General features: G+C 57.0%; 19 protein-coding genes. 7 read left to right on the plus strand and 12 right to left on the minus strand.

Features of this window, described 5'->3' with window-relative positions:
• Positions 1–48: 48 nt before the first annotated feature.
• The 5 genes from SKZ59_RS24535 to SKZ59_RS24555 form a co-directional block, all read right to left on the minus strand.
• Positions 49–264, minus strand: a complete 216-nt coding sequence (locus tag SKZ59_RS24535; RefSeq protein WP_319993229.1) for a tail protein X — start codon at positions 262–264, stop codon at positions 49–51.
• Positions 264–767 (minus strand): head completion/stabilization protein, encoded by a 504-nt coding sequence (locus tag SKZ59_RS24540; protein WP_319993230.1) that lies wholly within the window; start codon positions 765–767, stop codon positions 264–266. Before SKZ59_RS24540 ends, SKZ59_RS24535 begins: the two co-directional genes overlap by 1 nt.
• Before the next feature lie 95 nt (positions 768–862).
• A complete protein-coding gene (gpM, locus tag SKZ59_RS24545) occupies positions 863–1579 on the minus strand; it encodes a phage terminase small subunit (protein WP_319993231.1) in 717 nt (238 codons plus the stop codon).
• Positions 1579–2598, minus strand: a complete 1020-nt coding sequence (locus tag SKZ59_RS24550; protein WP_319993232.1) for a phage major capsid protein, P2 family — start codon at positions 2596–2598, stop codon at positions 1579–1581. The genes gpM and SKZ59_RS24550 overlap by 1 nt, the downstream gene beginning before the upstream one ends.
• A 50-nt stretch (positions 2599–2648) precedes the next feature.
• The gene (locus tag SKZ59_RS24555; protein WP_319993233.1) at positions 2649–3437 is read right to left on the minus strand and encodes a GPO family capsid scaffolding protein; all 789 of its coding nucleotides are present in this window, start codon (positions 3435–3437) and stop codon (positions 2649–2651) included.
• A gap of 136 nt (positions 3438–3573) precedes the next feature.
• Between SKZ59_RS24555 and SKZ59_RS24560 the strand changes: the two genes are divergently transcribed.
• From SKZ59_RS24560 to SKZ59_RS24570, 3 genes are read left to right on the plus strand one after another with little or no spacing between them, the layout of a single operon-like run.
• Positions 3574–5373 (plus strand): terminase ATPase subunit family protein, encoded by a 1800-nt coding sequence (locus SKZ59_RS24560; RefSeq protein ID WP_319993234.1) that lies wholly within the window; start codon positions 3574–3576, stop codon positions 5371–5373.
• Positions 5370–6428, plus strand: coding sequence for a phage portal protein (locus tag SKZ59_RS24565; RefSeq protein WP_413774594.1), 1059 nt, complete (start codon positions 5370–5372; stop codon positions 6426–6428). Before SKZ59_RS24560 ends, SKZ59_RS24565 begins: the two co-directional genes overlap by 4 nt.
• Complete coding sequence (locus tag SKZ59_RS24570; RefSeq protein WP_319993235.1) at positions 6425–6640, plus strand: hypothetical protein; 216 nt, start codon at positions 6425–6427, stop codon at positions 6638–6640. The genes SKZ59_RS24565 and SKZ59_RS24570 overlap by 4 nt, the downstream gene beginning before the upstream one ends.
• A 425-nt stretch (positions 6641–7065) precedes the next feature.
• Here the strand turns inward: SKZ59_RS24570 and SKZ59_RS24575 are convergent, their stop codons facing one another.
• Complete coding sequence (locus SKZ59_RS24575; RefSeq protein WP_319993236.1) at positions 7066–7344, minus strand: hypothetical protein; 279 nt, start codon at positions 7342–7344, stop codon at positions 7066–7068.
• A 294-nt stretch (positions 7345–7638) separates the two neighbouring features.
• Between SKZ59_RS24575 and SKZ59_RS24580 the strand changes: the two genes are divergently transcribed.
• The gene (locus tag SKZ59_RS24580; protein ID WP_070304166.1) at positions 7639–8016 is read left to right on the plus strand and encodes a response regulator; all 378 of its coding nucleotides are present in this window, start codon (positions 7639–7641) and stop codon (positions 8014–8016) included.
• A 399-nt stretch (positions 8017–8415) separates the two neighbouring features.
• On the opposite strand, the gene SKZ59_RS24585 is transcribed toward SKZ59_RS24580, so the two are convergent.
• Positions 8416–8697 (minus strand): hypothetical protein, encoded by a 282-nt coding sequence (locus SKZ59_RS24585; RefSeq protein ID WP_319993237.1) that lies wholly within the window; start codon positions 8695–8697, stop codon positions 8416–8418.
• Between the two features lie 215 nt (positions 8698–8912).
• On the opposite strand from SKZ59_RS24585, the gene SKZ59_RS24590 reads away from it, so the two are divergent.
• A complete protein-coding gene (locus SKZ59_RS24590; RefSeq protein ID WP_319993238.1) occupies positions 8913–9191 on the plus strand; it encodes a hypothetical protein in 279 nt (92 codons plus the stop codon).
• A gap of 368 nt (positions 9192–9559) precedes the next feature.
• Here the strand turns inward: SKZ59_RS24590 and SKZ59_RS24595 are convergent, their stop codons facing one another.
• From SKZ59_RS24595 to SKZ59_RS24605, 3 genes are all read right to left on the minus strand, one after another.
• Positions 9560–10084 carry an FxDxF family PEP-CTERM protein gene (locus SKZ59_RS24595; RefSeq protein ID WP_070304142.1) on the minus strand — a complete coding sequence of 175 codons (525 nt, stop codon included), beginning with the start codon at positions 10082–10084 and terminating at the stop codon, positions 9560–9562.
• 321 nt (positions 10085–10405) lie between these two features.
• Positions 10406–10576 carry a hypothetical protein gene (locus tag SKZ59_RS24600; protein WP_319993239.1) on the minus strand — a complete coding sequence of 57 codons (171 nt, stop codon included), beginning with the start codon at positions 10574–10576 and terminating at the stop codon, positions 10406–10408.
• A gap of 432 nt (positions 10577–11008) precedes the next feature.
• A complete protein-coding gene (locus SKZ59_RS24605) occupies positions 11009–12409 on the minus strand; it encodes a PLP-dependent aminotransferase family protein (RefSeq protein WP_319993240.1) in 1401 nt (466 codons plus the stop codon).
• A 272-nt stretch (positions 12410–12681) separates the two neighbouring features.
• Between SKZ59_RS24605 and SKZ59_RS24610 the strand changes: the two genes are divergently transcribed.
• Both SKZ59_RS24610 and SKZ59_RS24615 read left to right on the plus strand, forming a co-directional pair.
• Complete coding sequence (locus SKZ59_RS24610) at positions 12682–12927, plus strand: hypothetical protein (protein ID WP_034759085.1); 246 nt, start codon at positions 12682–12684, stop codon at positions 12925–12927.
• Between the two features lie 220 nt (positions 12928–13147).
• Positions 13148–13420 carry a DUF4242 domain-containing protein gene (locus tag SKZ59_RS24615; RefSeq protein ID WP_319993241.1) on the plus strand — a complete coding sequence of 91 codons (273 nt, stop codon included), beginning with the start codon at positions 13148–13150 and terminating at the stop codon, positions 13418–13420.
• Positions 13421–13610: 190 nt separating this feature from the next.
• Here the strand turns inward: SKZ59_RS24615 and SKZ59_RS24620 are convergent, their stop codons facing one another.
• Positions 13611–14054, minus strand: coding sequence for a hypothetical protein (locus SKZ59_RS24620; RefSeq protein WP_319993242.1), 444 nt, complete (start codon positions 14052–14054; stop codon positions 13611–13613).
• The gene (locus SKZ59_RS24625; protein WP_319993243.1) at positions 14041–14787 is read right to left on the minus strand and encodes a hypothetical protein; all 747 of its coding nucleotides are present in this window, start codon (positions 14785–14787) and stop codon (positions 14041–14043) included. Before SKZ59_RS24625 ends, SKZ59_RS24620 begins: the two co-directional genes overlap by 14 nt.
• Positions 14788–14959: the final 172 nt, after the last annotated feature.

Genomic DNA, 14959 nt, shown 5'->3' on the forward strand with positions numbered 1-14959 from the left:
AGAGGGGTGATAGATTTTTCATGATGGATAAAAGGGTGAATGCCAGGATCAATCCCATAGCTGCACAAGATCGGCTGCGGCCACCTGGCCAGTGCTGGGCGCTGGCTCTGGCAGAGTGACGACCAGGCCGGCCGGCAGCACGGCGCCGTGGCGCGCCAGCGCAGGATTCATTTCCAAGGTGCGCTCGACGTATCCCGCGCCGTCGCCCAGGTAGCGCCACACCAGGGCGTCCACCGTGTCGTGCTGCTGCGTGCGTACCTGCATCAGATCAATTCCACGGTCAGATGCGTGCGCCCGACCATATCGGCGATGGCCCATTGCGCATTGCGCCGCTGCGCACCTGGTGCCTCGTCCAGCCATTCCATGCTTTTCTTGTCGCTGACGGACGTGGCCGTGCTGTCGTAATCGCGGTAGCGCTCGATCAGGTCGGCTTTTGCCATGCTGTAGACGGCGCGCCGGTACTGCGCCAGCAGGCGGGACTCGCGGTTGATGCGCGTTGCCGGCACGTCCACCAGGGCGCTGATACCGGCAGCGGCCTGCTTGCCCTGCCAGTCGGCCAGCTCGCGGTTGACCTGCAGGATGGCGTCGACCACGGCTTGCACCAGACGGGCGTCGGTGACGGTGCCGTCCAGGCGCATGGCGTCGCGCATATCGGTGAGCAGGATGTCGGGAAACCAGCCGTCGTTCTCGATGATGCCGGCGGCCTGCGCTGGCGGCGCGGGCGTCGTGCCGGGCGGGATGGACGGGGGCAGGGCCATGAAGGACATACGGGGCGCTTTCAAAAGTGGGCGGTGGACGGGGTTCATCAGGCTGATGGATTAGCCAGAATCACCCCGTGCCGCCGTGCTGCGGGGGATGCTCTTTACGTGGAACCGGTCGCGCGCTTGAGGCGCCGCTCCAGCCGTTCCATATCTTTCTTGACGCCGCACGACTCCGATAGGGCGCGGGCGCGTTTCAGCTGGGCCATGGCCGTTTCCGCCTGCGCGACCAGCGCCGGGGCGATGTCCGTGTCGTCGGCCTGATCGAGCACGGCGATCATGGCCAGGCCGAGGGCCTTGTGCAGCTTGGCGCGCGCCTGGTCTGGCGCGTCGCTGGCGGCCGTCAATTGCTCGACGGTGCCCAGCACCTGGGCCGCGTGCTGCGGATCGCTGGCCAGCTTGCCGTGCAAATAGGCTTCCGCGAACTCGTCCAGCATCAGAGTGGCGATGTCGCGGCTGTAGGTCTCCGGCAGGGTGAATTTGTGCGCCAGCGCGTATTCGGCCATGACCAGGGCGCGGTCATATTCGCCCGTGTCGATGTGCCACACCAGCAGGGTGGCAAATACGTCATCCTGCGCGCCCTTGCCGCCGGCCAGCACGCCGTCGATCCATTGCGCGTAATCCGGCAGCAAGGTGGCCTTGACCTCGATCTTGCGCTCGACCGACTGGATAGCCTTCAGTCGGCGCCGGTCGTCGGACAGCTTGTAGAGCATCAGCTCGTAGGCCGTGCCGGTGGTCACGCCTTGCGGCGCGGCGGTGCCGGCCGCGCGCTCGGCCAGCATGCGCGCGCGGTGGCGCAGGGCGGGGGATTGGTTCGCCATTATTTATCTTTCAGCTCGATGTTTTCCACCAGCGCGGCCAGGCCCAGGTCCTCGATCACGTAGGCGTCGTTGGACGACTCGTAATTTTCGATGCGGTCGCGCTTGGGTTCGTCGAACACGCGGCGGCGGCGCGCGCCGTCCTGGAAATAGATCGACAGATTGTCGAAGCGCGTGATGAGGATCGCGTTGTCCGGGAAGTAGGGCACGCGCGCCGCCGGCAAGCCGCCGATGCGTTTTTGGCTGATGATGATGTCGGCCGCCAAGGTTTCCGTCGGCGTTTGCTTGGTGTTGACCAGCGGGAAGTACTTGTCGTTCAGCAGCTTGCGCCCGACGATGGCCACCAGGTTGGTGTCTTCCTGATACCACGGGTCCAGCAGGTTGACGGCATCGGTGACGGCCGCGTCCAGGTTGGCATAGTCGGCGCCGTCCACGTCGCCGATGATGACCTTGCCCGGCATGCCAGCGGCCACCAGGCCCAACACGCGCTCGGGCGCCTGCTCGCGCAGGTGCTGCAGCCAGCCTTTATTGACGTCCTGCAGCAGCGGATTGGCGGCTAGATCGGTGGTGGCCATGACTTTCACGCCATTGAAACCGATGACGATGCGATCTAACGCCTGGCGCGTCAGGATGGCATTGGCCACGCGGGATTGAAAGTCCTGAAACTTGGCCCAGGCGTCGAGCTTGGCATAGCTCAAATGCGTGTCGAAGTTGGTTTGCTCGCAGCGGTACTTGGTGCTGTCCATGGTGGACAGGTCGCGCGTTTCGCGCTCCTTGTCCTTCGTGTTGGTGCGGCCGGCAATCGGGCCGGAGACGCCCAGGCCCAGTTTTTCGCCTTCCTGCTCGCCCACGCCGATGATGTTCACTTTCGACAGAAACTCGCTCGATTCCTGCATCTTGTTTTCCAGCTTTTGCTGCACGCTGGGCGTGACGCTGAAGGTCTTGGCCACGTTGTCCGTGTCGTTCAGTTGACCCAGGCGGGTTTCATATTGGCCAAAGACCTGGCGCGTTTGCTTTTTCATAAATCAGTGCTCCGTTGTTGAATGGGGTGTTGGTGGAAAGGCGCGTGCGCTTAAAACTCGGTCTGCACGGCGCCGTCGTTGCCGGTGGCGGCCGGGCGGCGCGGGCCGTTGCCGGGCGCTGCGTCCATTTGCGCCTTGAAAGCGGCCAGTTCGTCCTGCGTGGCTTTCAATGCCGTTTCGGCTTTCTCCAGGCGCGTCACGGCATCCGCGTAGTTGTCGTTGGCGGTGACGACGTGGCCGGCCAGCGCCTGCACGGCTTCGCTGATGTCTGCGAACTGCGCGGCGTCGGCGCCGGATTTATTGGAAAAGCGCGACAGCAGGTTTTTCACGGCATCGGCCAGCTTGGTGCCCTGCGGCTCTTCAAATTCCAGCGTCACCTCGATGGCGGAGGTGAACAGGTTGGCGCTTTGCTGCTTGCGGCTGGCGGAAAATTTCAGTGCATCCGTGCCCAGGCTGGCCGGGCTGTCGGTGACGCCCAGGCCGACCAGGTAGGGTTGCGCCGAGTCGGCGAAGTCGGGCTGGATTTCCAGGCTGGTGTACAGCTTTTGTTTCGCCTTGTTGATGGCCACCAGTTCCGGCGTGGGTTCGATCTGCGCGAACAGGGCCAGTTTCTTGCCGCTGTCGGTGTCCACCTCTTCGGTTTTCACCGCGATCACGTCGCCGTAGGCTTTGAACTGGCTGTCGGGCAGGATGCCGCGAATGTGCTCTAGCCAGATGCGCGCGCCGTAGGTTTTCGGATTGTAGGTGGCGGCGATCTGCTCGATGGTGGCGCGGTCGATGTTGCGCCCGTCGGTGGTGGCGCCTTCGGTGGCGACGCGGAAGAATTGGGATTTAGGCATGGTGGCGTGTCTCGGTTGATCGGATAACGCCATGGTCAACGTCTTGGCGCTGCGATTCAATGCGGTGCGGGTTGCTATGGGCCATAGCGACTTTTGCCTTTCCCCGCTCCGCGCGCGCGCGGCCTACGCTGGCGGCATGTTAGGAATCCATCAAACCCCTGAAGAAAAAATCGCCGAACTGGCCGTGCCCGAGTCCGAGCCACGCCGCGCCGCGCGCGCCCTGTACTGGAAGGGCTGGCGCATTTCGTCCATCGCCCGACACTTAGGGATAAAGCGCAGCACCATCAATAGCTGGAAGCTGCGCGACGAGTGGGACAAGGCGCAGGCCATCGAGCACGTGGAAGCGTCGGCCGAGCTGCGCCTGGTGAAACTGATCGAAAAAGAGGTCAAGAGCGGCAGCGACTACAAGGAAATCGATTTACTGGCCCGCACCATCGTGCAGATGGCGCGCGTGCGCCGCTATGAGCAGCCGGGCGGCAACGAGGTCGATCTCAACCCCAAGCTGGCGAACCGCAATGCGGGGCCGAAGAAGAAGCCGACGCGCAACGACTTCAGCGAAGAACAGAAAATCCAGCTGCTCGACGCCTTCCAGGATTCGCTGTTCGACTATCAAAAGGTCTGGTATCGCAACGGCGACCAGCGTACGCGCGCCATCCTCAAGTCCCGCCAGATCGGCGCTACCTGGTACTTTGCGCGCGAGGCGCTGGCCGATGCGATGGAAACGGGCCGCAATCAAATCTTCCTGTCCGCGTCCAAGTCGCAGGCCCACGTCTTCAAGCAATACATCGTGCAATTCGCGCGCGAGGCGGCCGGCATCGAGCTGACGGGCGACCCCATCGTGCTGCCGAACGGCGCACACCTGTACTTCCTGGGCACCAATGCGCGCACGGCGCAGGGCTACCACGGCAATTTCTACTTCGATGAATTCTTTTGGACACAGAACTTCCAGGAGCTGAACAAGGTGGCCTCGGGCATGGCCATCCACAAGAAGTGGCGCAAGACGTATTTTTCCACGCCATCTTCGACTACACACCAGGCGTATCCGTTCTGGACGGGCGAGCTGTTCAACAAGCGCCGCGCCAAGGCGGATCAAGTCAACATCGACGTCAGCCATGGCCGCCTGTCGTCAGGCTACACGGGCGAGGACAAAATCTGGCGCCAGATCGTCACCATCCTGGATGCCGAGCGCGGCGGCTGCAACCTGTTCGACATCGACGAGCTGCGCAACTTCGAATACAGCCCCGACCAGTTCGACAACCTGCTGATGTGCAACTTTATCGACGACTCGGCCTCGGTCTTCCCGCTGGCTGAGCTGCAGCGCTGCATGGTCGATTCCTGGGTCGAGTGGGACGACTACAAGCCGTTGCTGGGCCTGCGCCCGTTCGGCAACCGGCCCGTGTGGATCGGCTACGACCCGGCCTTGAACGGCGACAGCGCCGGCTGCGTCGTGCTGGCGCCGCCCATGACGGCCGGCGGCAAGTTCCGCATCCTGGAGCGCCACCAGTGGCGCGGGCAGAGCTTCGAAGACCACGCCGACGCCATCCGCCAGATGACGCAGCGCTACAACGTCGAATACATCGGCATCGATACCACGGGCATGGGCATCGGCGTGCTGCCCATCGTGCGCGGCTTCTTCCCTGCTGTGACGGCCCTGAATTACTCGCCCGAAGTCAAAACCCGCATGGTCTTGAAGGCAAAAAACATCATCAGTAAGGGCCGGCTGGAGTTTGACGCCGGCTGGACCGACATCGCGCAGTCCTTCATGGCCATCCACAAGACCCTCACCCCAAGCGGGCGACACGTGACGTATGTCGCCGGCCGCAGCGATGAAACCGGCCACGCCGATCTGGCGTGGGCCTGCATGCACGCCCTCGATCACGAGCCATTCGAAGGCACAACCGACAACCACCACTCTTTCATGGAGATTTATTCTTGAGCAAAGCACGACACATGCGCGCGCGCGGCCGGCAGGCCCAGGGCGCACCATCAACAGCGGCCACGGCCGCCGCCGGCATCGAGGCGTTTTCCTTCGGCGACCCCACGCCCGTGCTCGAGCACGCCGATATTCTCGATTGCTTCGAATGCTGGAAGAACGGGCACTGGTATGAGCCGCCCGTCAACTTGGCAGGCCTGGCCAAGTCTTTCAATGCCGGCGTGCACCACAGCAGCGCGATCCACTTCAAGGCTAACGTGCTGGCCTCCACCCTGATCCCCAGCAAGTACCTGTCGCGCGACGCTTTTAAACGCATGGCCTTGGACTTCCTGACGTTCGGCAATGCCTACCTGGAAGACCGGCCCAGCCGCAGCGGCAAGGCGCTAAGCTATCAGCATGCGCTGGCCAAGTACATGCGGCGCGGCGTCGACCTGGACACGTATTTCTTCGTGAACGGCTACCAGGCCGTGCACCAGTTCGACAAGGGCCGGGTCTTCCACCTGATGGAACCGGACGTGAACCAAGAGCTGTATGGCGTGCCGCAGTACCTGAGCGCGCTGCAATCGGCCTGGCTCAACGAGGCGGCGACCCTGTTCCGCCGCAAGTACTACAAGAACGGCTCGCACGCGGGCTTTGTCTTCTACATGACGGACGCGGCCGCCAACACCCAGGACGTGGACAACCTGCGCCAGGCCATGCGCGACAGCAAGGGGCCGGGCAACTTTCGCAACCTGTTCATGTATGCGCCGAACGGCAAGAAGGACGGCATCCAGATCCTGCCCGTGTCGGACGTGGCCGCGAAGGACGAGTTTTTCAACATCAAGAGCGTCACGCGCGACGACCAGCTGGCCGCGCACCGCGTGCCGCCGCAGCTGATGGGCATCCTGCCGAACAATGCCGGCGGCTTCGGCGCCGTGGAACCTGCCGCGCGCGTCTTCGCGCGTAACGAGCTGGTGCCGCTGCAGGCGCAGTTCGAAGCGATCAACGAGTGGGCCGACGTGGAAGTGGTGAAGTTCGCGCCGTATGACCTGGGCCTGGGCAAGGAGACAACGCAATGAGCGACCACGTAGACAACACCGACAAGATCATCTTCGCCGAGGTGGCGCGCGGCCTGGCTGCCGTGCGCGGCCGTCCCGCCCTGGCGCCGCACGGCGGCTGCCACTATTGCGACGAGGCGCTGGCGCCTGCGCTGCTGTTCTGCGACGTGGACTGCCGCGACGATTACGACAAGGAGCTGGCGGCCAAGGCCCGCGCCGGGCGCACAGGATGACCGCCACGCCGCGATAGCCGGTAGGGCCGCGATAGCCCAGTCGCGCCGGTGCGCCTCAGCCACCGCACAAGCCGCCCATGAGGCGGCTTTTTCACGTCCTGACGAATGATATTGCTCTAGAAGCAAGAAAAAGGCCTGTTTCGGCCCGGCGCGCGCAGTTGTCCCCCCTCCACACCTGCCCGCTATATAGGGCTCATTTGACTCAAATTTGCATCATGGCCGAAGGCGCATGAAGACTGGCGCGGCGGGGCGAAGAGGGGGGGGTGCGATTTGACGCATTTTGACGCACTTTGAGCGGTTTTCGTCTGACTTGTATGCTTCCCCGTGGGAAGGAAGAATTTTCGCACTGATGGGGCTGTATAGCAGCCTCACGAGTCATGTCTATGTGATACTGAACATACTAGAAACTGACGTTAAAGAGTCGTTTAAGACTCCTTCGGCCAGGAAGTGGATTTGCCATCTTGTGGCACAAGTGCAACCACTCCGCCTGTTTCTATGAGCTGACATGCTAACGCAGAAGCTTCGATCCGTGCCGCACGCTCTGACTTAAATACGCTTGGCGTTGGGATTTCAATAATAGGGGAATACTGTATTCCTGAATGAGCGGTAAGGAGAACCATAGCTTGATACATGCCGTTCACTTTCTTGTAGGTGACTATCTGGTATTCATAGTCACCATGTTGCAATTTTTGGTCATTTCCCATTGATGCCTCAGTCAAGAAAGATGTTAGGTATTCAATTTCGGATTTACATTTTAGAGCATTTTTAGAAATTGAAAAGCACAGTATAGTCAGCAACTAATGTGCATTTTGATCCAGTGGAAACCAATGACATTATTTCATTTTATGCATGTTTTTCTGAAAGTTATGTATAATTCCCATCAAGCAACCTTAACTTCAGTCCTCGCCCCTGACTGTTCAAAATTTCAGCCGCCTTGAACTTGCCGGCTCAATATGTGTCCCTACATGTGGATGCATTTCATGAACGGCAGGTGCTGTATGGCAAACCAACTTTCCCCCTTGCGAATCATGATTGTTGATGACAATCGTGATGCCGCCGATCTTGTCGCGGAATTTCTTGTGATGTGTGGTCATGAGGCTGTCCCCGTATATGGCGGGGCCGAGGCACTGCAGACGGCCGATAGCTTTGTCCCTGATGTGGTCTTCCTTGATTTGGGAATGCCTGGCGTGAACGGCTTGGAGGTTGCCTCCACCCTCCGGCAGGCGTCTCGCTTCCAGCACATCAAAATGATTGCCCTCACTGCCTGGAGTGATAACGCCACTCGGATGCAGACTAAGGCCGTGGGCTTCGATCATCATTTGGTCAAGCCGGCAGACTTGGGCGACATACTCGGCCTGTTGAGTGTCGGCGCCTGAGTGTCGGAATCGTATGGCCTGGTATCAACGAACTGACTCTTTGCTCACTAATGGTTTAAACATTTCTACATTAGCCGTTCTCAGGGCATTCAGTATGTATGGGGAGGGTTTGCCCTCTCCAGTCGAAAGAGCTGCCGGCTGGACTGTCAAAACGGTGCTGGGCGATTATCTTGTCATTGCAAAACATTGTGACCTGATAAGGCTGCTGGTTGAGAAATTCGTAGTCGACTAGTTCTCGAAATGCAGCCTTTGCGACACTCTCGTCGGGTGTCTTGGTCTTGGCCCATTCATAAATATGCTTGTCTGCAACGGATAAGTAGACTTCATACATTTTGCAAGCTCACAGAGTAGTCAGAAATTAGATTCCTCTGGCTGCGCAAAGTTCCACGAAGTCTGGTGTCACAGCGGCAAACGTGTCAGTTGCATGGCCTTAGAGCGGAAAAATTCCTTAATCGCCTGACTTGCGATCAGTTCATGCGCGTAGGCGGATGCTTCAATTTCAGCGGTTCTGATCGACCTGAAAGCGCTGGGTGTGCTGATCGTCACAGATTGATCCAGCAAAGCACATGGCACCCCAATTTTCATAAACACGATGACTCCTCGATGTAGGTCATTCGTGCAGAGTTCTGTTGTTAAATAGTACTCATACTCACCCATACAATGCTTATGCGAGAACTGCATGAGATTTTCCTTCTTAAGAAGACCGCCTCAGTATGTTCTGACGAGCTTGCAAGAAGTCAGAAATACCCGATAGTATTGATCTAGATCAATAGCTTTGTATGCCACAAGGCTATGTCTCGACCGGAGCAAGTCGGCATTTACGTTAGCATTGTAGTATTGGCTCGTCATTTTGTTATTGAATTTGCATTTCCCCCGGGGTTTTCCAGGAGGTAAGAATGAATTCAGATATCCTTGTCTCTGACGGACACTCGGAACAGTTTGACCAAGAGCGTGAGTTTTACAACTTGCTTGGCCTTGAGTTGGGTGACCTGATTGTCGCTAACGTTGCCAGTGTTGACTTGGTTGAGGTACAAAGCCGATTACTTTTGATTGGTAGCAAATTTCAAAGAGAAAATGCACCTGCGCACATCGGCGCCATGCTGACAGTTGTGTTGAGGGTCATCTTGGAGCGTCAGCGAATGAATTTACTTCACCGCACCGATGATATCGGATAGGAAAGGCGAACGTTATTCCTTGTACGCGTTGTGCTGAGGGCACGGGTACGTAAAGACTTTTATGTACCGATGATCGTGTGTAACTAGATTGGTAGTCGTGGTTCTAATCAGCTTTTCAACTGATCCAGCTTCCATAGACCCAACGCATCAGTCCGTGAGCCGGCATCTGACTTTCTTGACATCATCCATCGTGTGACCTATAAAGTAATAATAGCTCGTGCGTAATACTATGTTAAAGCTCCAAAGTCCCCAACTTTGGGGCTTTTTTTTATTTTCTGTATTGGTGTTGGACGTAAATCCAGCAACTTGGAAACCAATTTGGTCGATCTGAACAAAAAAGACGCCGCGGCGTCTTTTTGGAGGAGCACTCAAGATTGTTTCCGACGCCGTGCCAGGAAGCCCAGTATGCCCAGGCCAGCCAAGAGCATGCCATAGGTTTCCGGTTCAGGAACAGGAGCCAGGTTCAGGTTGAAGACGCCGCCATAGCTGCCGCCCTTGGTATTCCCCATCACGGTCAAGACCAGCGGGCCATTGAACAGGATGCTCGTTGGTGCGAGTATCTCACCCTGGGCATAGCCAAAGACGGTGGGGCCGCCAAAGCCGGTCAGTCCAATGCCGTTCAGGTCGGCGCTGGTGAACTGGATGGAGGAACTGTCCGAACCCGTGACGGAGAGGTTAGCCAGGAAGGCTTGCGCGGTGGAACCGAAGGTCGCGTTCGGTGTGAACGTGAAGGTATCGGTGAAGTCGCCGAGCGGGCTGGGCACGGCGCTGAAGCCGCTGGTCCACAGATTGCCGGTGGTGTTAACGAGGTTGACGGTGTAGGCGGTAGCGTTGGCGCTACCGATGGAAGCAGCGCTCAGTACTGCCACTGCGATGAGTGACTTTAGTTTCATCTTGATCTCCCCTGAAAAGCGATTAATGTTTCAAAAAACCATGTTGCGATGACAAATTATCACTAATACTAACAGTTATCAATGTTATATTTTTATATCGCTACTTTCACTTAGATAGCCCGTTTCTACTATACGGGCATAAATTTCGAATGGTTGCTAAAATAAAAACACTTATTATTAATATTGCACAAAAAAAGAATATTTTTTTGTACTGAAAATACTGTTGCATAGGTACCTAATTGCTATTTGGAAAGAAATTATGCAATGGCATGCCGTTTCGGTTTATTGCATGCTAGATTGCGAAATGTTGATTAATGTATATCAGTCTCTTTCCGAGTCGGCGGTTGGGGAGATTATTACTGATGGTTCTTCATCCGCCTTGGTACGGAAGTAGTGGGTGCCTGATGATGCCCAGTCAGCCAGCTGTGATTGATCGATCAGCACGGTGACCTGGCAGCCGGCGGCCACGCCGCCGTAGTTGAGCTGCAGCATGTCGCCCCGGTGATGATGATTGGTGCAGGTATACACGTCTTTTTGTAGCGATCTTTATGTGTAGGTAGTATGGTAGGTACGGTTGGAGTATGGCGTCTTGAAAGCTGCATAAAACCTAGATATTCGCATTACACCGCTTCCGCCAGGAATAAAGAAACCGCCTTCGGGCGGTTTTTTATTGCCTGGCGGAAGCGAGCAGGGCGCCTGCGCGCCCTGCGTGTGAGATTCGAAGGGCTGGGCCTACCTGCCCAGCCCGCGCCGAATCCTCCACCTGCTGCCGCTGCGCGGCAGCCCCGCGCGCCGTGGGCGCGCGTTCGTGGTTCTAATCAGCTTTTCGGCTGCGCCAGCTTCCACAGCGCCCAATGCATTAGTCCGTGTCTGAAAGCCGGACTAGCTCAAACTGACCAAGAACTGACACCTGCCCGCAAACACTTAAACCACAGCAGCACTAAATGACTCGGGTCGCCGCGCAAGCAGATGAGACAGCCGTTGCAGACCCGCCTGCAAGCGTCCACGGTCCTTGATGCTGCCCAAAGAGATACGAATGGCATTCACGGATCCGCTGCCAGTGGCGAATGCCTCCGCCGGCGTGACTGCGATGCCGTAGCTGGCGGCTGCATGCGCAAGTTGTGATGAGTTCCAATATGCCGGCAACTCGAGCCATACATGCAGGCCATCTCCAGCGCCGCTGTAGCGCCCCGCCAGAATATCGCGGGCCATCCGGTGGCGCAGGCGCGCCTCCTTGCGTACGCCTGCCAGCAATCCGTCAGCCGAACCGTCGAGTATCCACTGCGTGGCCAGTGCGGCTGTCAAAGGGGCGACCATCAGCGCAAATGATCTGAGCGCGACCAGGAAGCGTTCGCGTTCGTATGGGTCGCGTATCAGCACGAAGGCGACACGCAAGCCGGGCGTCAGGCATTTTGACAGGGTGGAGATGTAGACCACCTGTTCCGGGGCAAACGTGGCGACAGGCGGCGGCGGGGCATCGGCAAGCAGCCAATAGGGATCGTCCTCGACGATGCGTACATTGCAGCGCTGCGCGATGCTGGCGAGCTCCTTGCGCCGGCGTTCCGGCATGGTAATGGCGGTCGGATTCTGTAATGTCGGATTGAGGTAGACCAGCCGGGGCTTGCGCTGGCTGCATGCTTGCTCAAGCATCTCGGGCAGCATCCCGTGCTTGTCCGCTTCCACGGCAATGACGTACCGGCCGAATTGGGTCGCTGCGGCACGCAAGCCGGGATAACTCGTCGGTTCTGCCAGGATGACATCGCCAGGTTCCGTCAGCGCAAGGATCAGTGCGGCGATTGCCGCTTGCGCACCGGGACAGACGACAACCTGTCGAGAATCCAGATGTCCAAACATCGGTGCCAGCCATTTGGCGCCAGCCTGACGGTCGGAGTCGCTTCCTCCGCCCAAGTGGTAAGTCATCAGTAACTCATTGTCTGCTCGCATCAATACTTGCGACAAACCTTGTTTCAGCATGTCGTCGAAGTCCACGCCATCGGGCGGTGGCGGGGTATTCATGGAGAGGTCGAGGATAGCGGTCAATTCGACTTTCGGCGCCGCGACATACGTGCCGCGAGCGCCGCGGCCCTCCAGCAAGTTACGTCGCCTGGCTTCGTCGTAGGCACGCGTGATCGTCGTCAGGTCGACGTCCAGCTGTGCTGCCAGGTGGCGCTGTGGAGGCAGACGGTCGCCCGGTGTCAACGATCCATCTGCCACCGCCGCCTGCAAGGCGTCGGCAATCTGCAAAAAACGTGGCCCCCCGTGCGCCAGCAATCGCGGCAACCAGGTAGTCAAATGCTCATCTTGTATGGTTTTCAACTGGGACATTTTGTCTCAATGTATGGAGATTGTTTTAAGGTAGTATGCATCATAACGTGCAGCAACACCAATCTTGCATGGCAGTCGCTGACGTTTCTCCTCTCTCATCTGCATTCGGCACGTCGCTGCGCTTGATGCCATGGTTATTTCATAGCTAGCTATAATGAAAGAGTCAAACAGGATGCCTGGGGGATGGTTGGAGCAGAAGCTGCTGAAGCAGCGTTTTGAGGCAGTGCTCCTCACGATAGATAGTGTCAAGTAATAGACTGGAAATACTTAAAATGCTGGATTGGACCCCTATAGTTTTCGTTACCTTCAAGGCTCTCGTGCTCGGCACGGGCATGTTCTTCGCCATCAAGTGGCATTACGATCAAGGGAAGAAGGATAAGGACAAGGCGAAGCAGAATCGCGCTGTGCTGCGCGCGAGTGGGAAGGTGGTCGCAGGTTTCGTGCTATTGCTCATGGGCCTGGGACTCGTCACCTTCGTCGTTGTCAGGATGGTCGGTTTGGACATGACCCTCCCATGATGGCAAAGAATAGGCGGCCGATATCGAGTGATGCGGCAGCCATTCCCCGATGCGCTAGTGGCTAGCCCCGCGCGCCGCATGGACGCGTATCGGCATTTTGTGGTAATTCAAATAATACTAACCAGCCAGCGTGGTGTATAACGAATAGACGTCACGGCATGTGTGACGCATGGCACCGGCGAGTGCTGTACTCGCCAGGAAACCTCATAAGGAGAGCGCTATGCCAAAGTATGTTATTGAGCGTGATATTCCCGGGGCTGGAAAGTTATCAGAGCAAGAGCTTCAAGCCATTTCGCAGAAGTCATGCGGTGTACTAAACAAGATGGGACCACAAATTCAATGGCTCCAAAGTTATGTGACCGGCGATAAAATCTACTGTGTTTACATTGCTGCAAATGAAGAGCTGGTTCGCGAACATGCCCAGCTAGGCGGCTTCCCTGCAAGCCGCGTGTCGGAGGTCATCTCGGTCATTGATCCGACTACGGCGGAGTAGTGCCGCCCAAGTACTGTAGCCTCGTCCTTGGCGGAGCTTCGCTCTGGTAATGCTGAACGTGGCCAAGCCGTTGCCGCCGCGCGGCAGCTCCGCGCGCTGTGGGCGCGCGTTCGATTATCTAATCAGATTTCGATTGAGCCAGCTTTCACAGCACCCAACGCATCAGTTCGTTTCTTCAATCCTCACCTGATCATTTACGCGCGACCGGCCCCTTATCGACCGGCACAAACACTTCCCATTTATGTTGTATCGTGGGCTTTACGGTCTTGCCGCAATTCACAGCAACATTCGGTCCAGACAGGCCATGGCTCTTCGGAGCCCATCTCACCCGTAAAGCTACTGCACATTTTGCCACCAGAATCTTCCGGTTCGGCTCCAATACCTGCCAGCTTGTTCCATTTTTGGAATTCTCGGCAGCCATGAATTTTACTGCTGCATCCCTGATTTCAAACAATCCATGTATGTCACCGCGTGTCCGATCCTCGTCAAGCGTAGCAGCGAATGCCGATGCGGCACCGGCGGCAAGAACGCCGACAAGGGCGGTGCACACGCGTTTATTCAATCGTAACGGTAGCAACATATTTACTATCAAAATCGGCAACTTCGCCCCACTCACAAAATCAAGGTACTTCACCGCGTCTATAAACAAACTCCTGACGGTCAATACCCTGCGTAACAAAGTCCGCATCCGGCGGTATGGTTTCCCAGAAAAACACATGTTTAAAAATGGGGATTTTGTTGAATTTTTTCGAGCGGAATATCCATCTGTTTTTCGTGAAATCGCTGTAGCGGTCGCCTTTGAACTGCTTGTGCACAGTAGTGAAAGGAAGCAACCTTTCCGCAATATCCGGAAATGAATAATCGGGATGGTTTTCCTTGAATTTCTCAAAAATTTCAAATTGATCTCTGCAGATAACTTGAATGGCAGTTTCCGGAAAGCGATAGCGCGGCGACCACAGGACATTCCAGCCTGATTCGATTTCATTGATGAAATTCACCAGGCGCGGCGTCATGATATAGGCGTCCGACTCGATATGGATGATCTTATCCACGCCTAATTCATTTGCCACCTTGACCGAGTGGAGAAAGCTGCGCCACCAGCCAGGGTAGTCGGCCCCGCTTTGTCGTCCCAGATTGTTATCGAAGCGAATGATGAGATTTTTATCGCCATTCGACGCCAGCGGAGCGCTATGGGAAACTGTATTGATGATTTCGGCAGGTGGAAGAAATGGCGATCCGTCATCGATCATTATCTTCTTTACCGCATTGATAGGAACATCTTTGTAATAATCGAGCCACCGCTGATACCGACTTCCCCATGATGGGGCATCTTTTATAAAGCTGGTGCAGAATATAATGGCTTTCATTTGCTCAGCACATTCTTTGTATTTGAAAAGTTCAGGTTATTCATGATTTGATCATTAAAATTTTCAACTATTTTAACAGATTGGAGGCGCCCTAATAACTGAATGGACATCCCGGCGATGCGGTGCCGCCTCCGCCCGCAGTACAGGCGGCCAAGCATCAGCGCAAGGCCAA

The organism is Janthinobacterium sp. GMG2, assembly GCF_033949445.1.
Taxonomy (GTDB): Bacteria; Pseudomonadota; Gammaproteobacteria; order Burkholderiales; family Burkholderiaceae_D; genus Janthinobacterium; species Janthinobacterium aestuarii.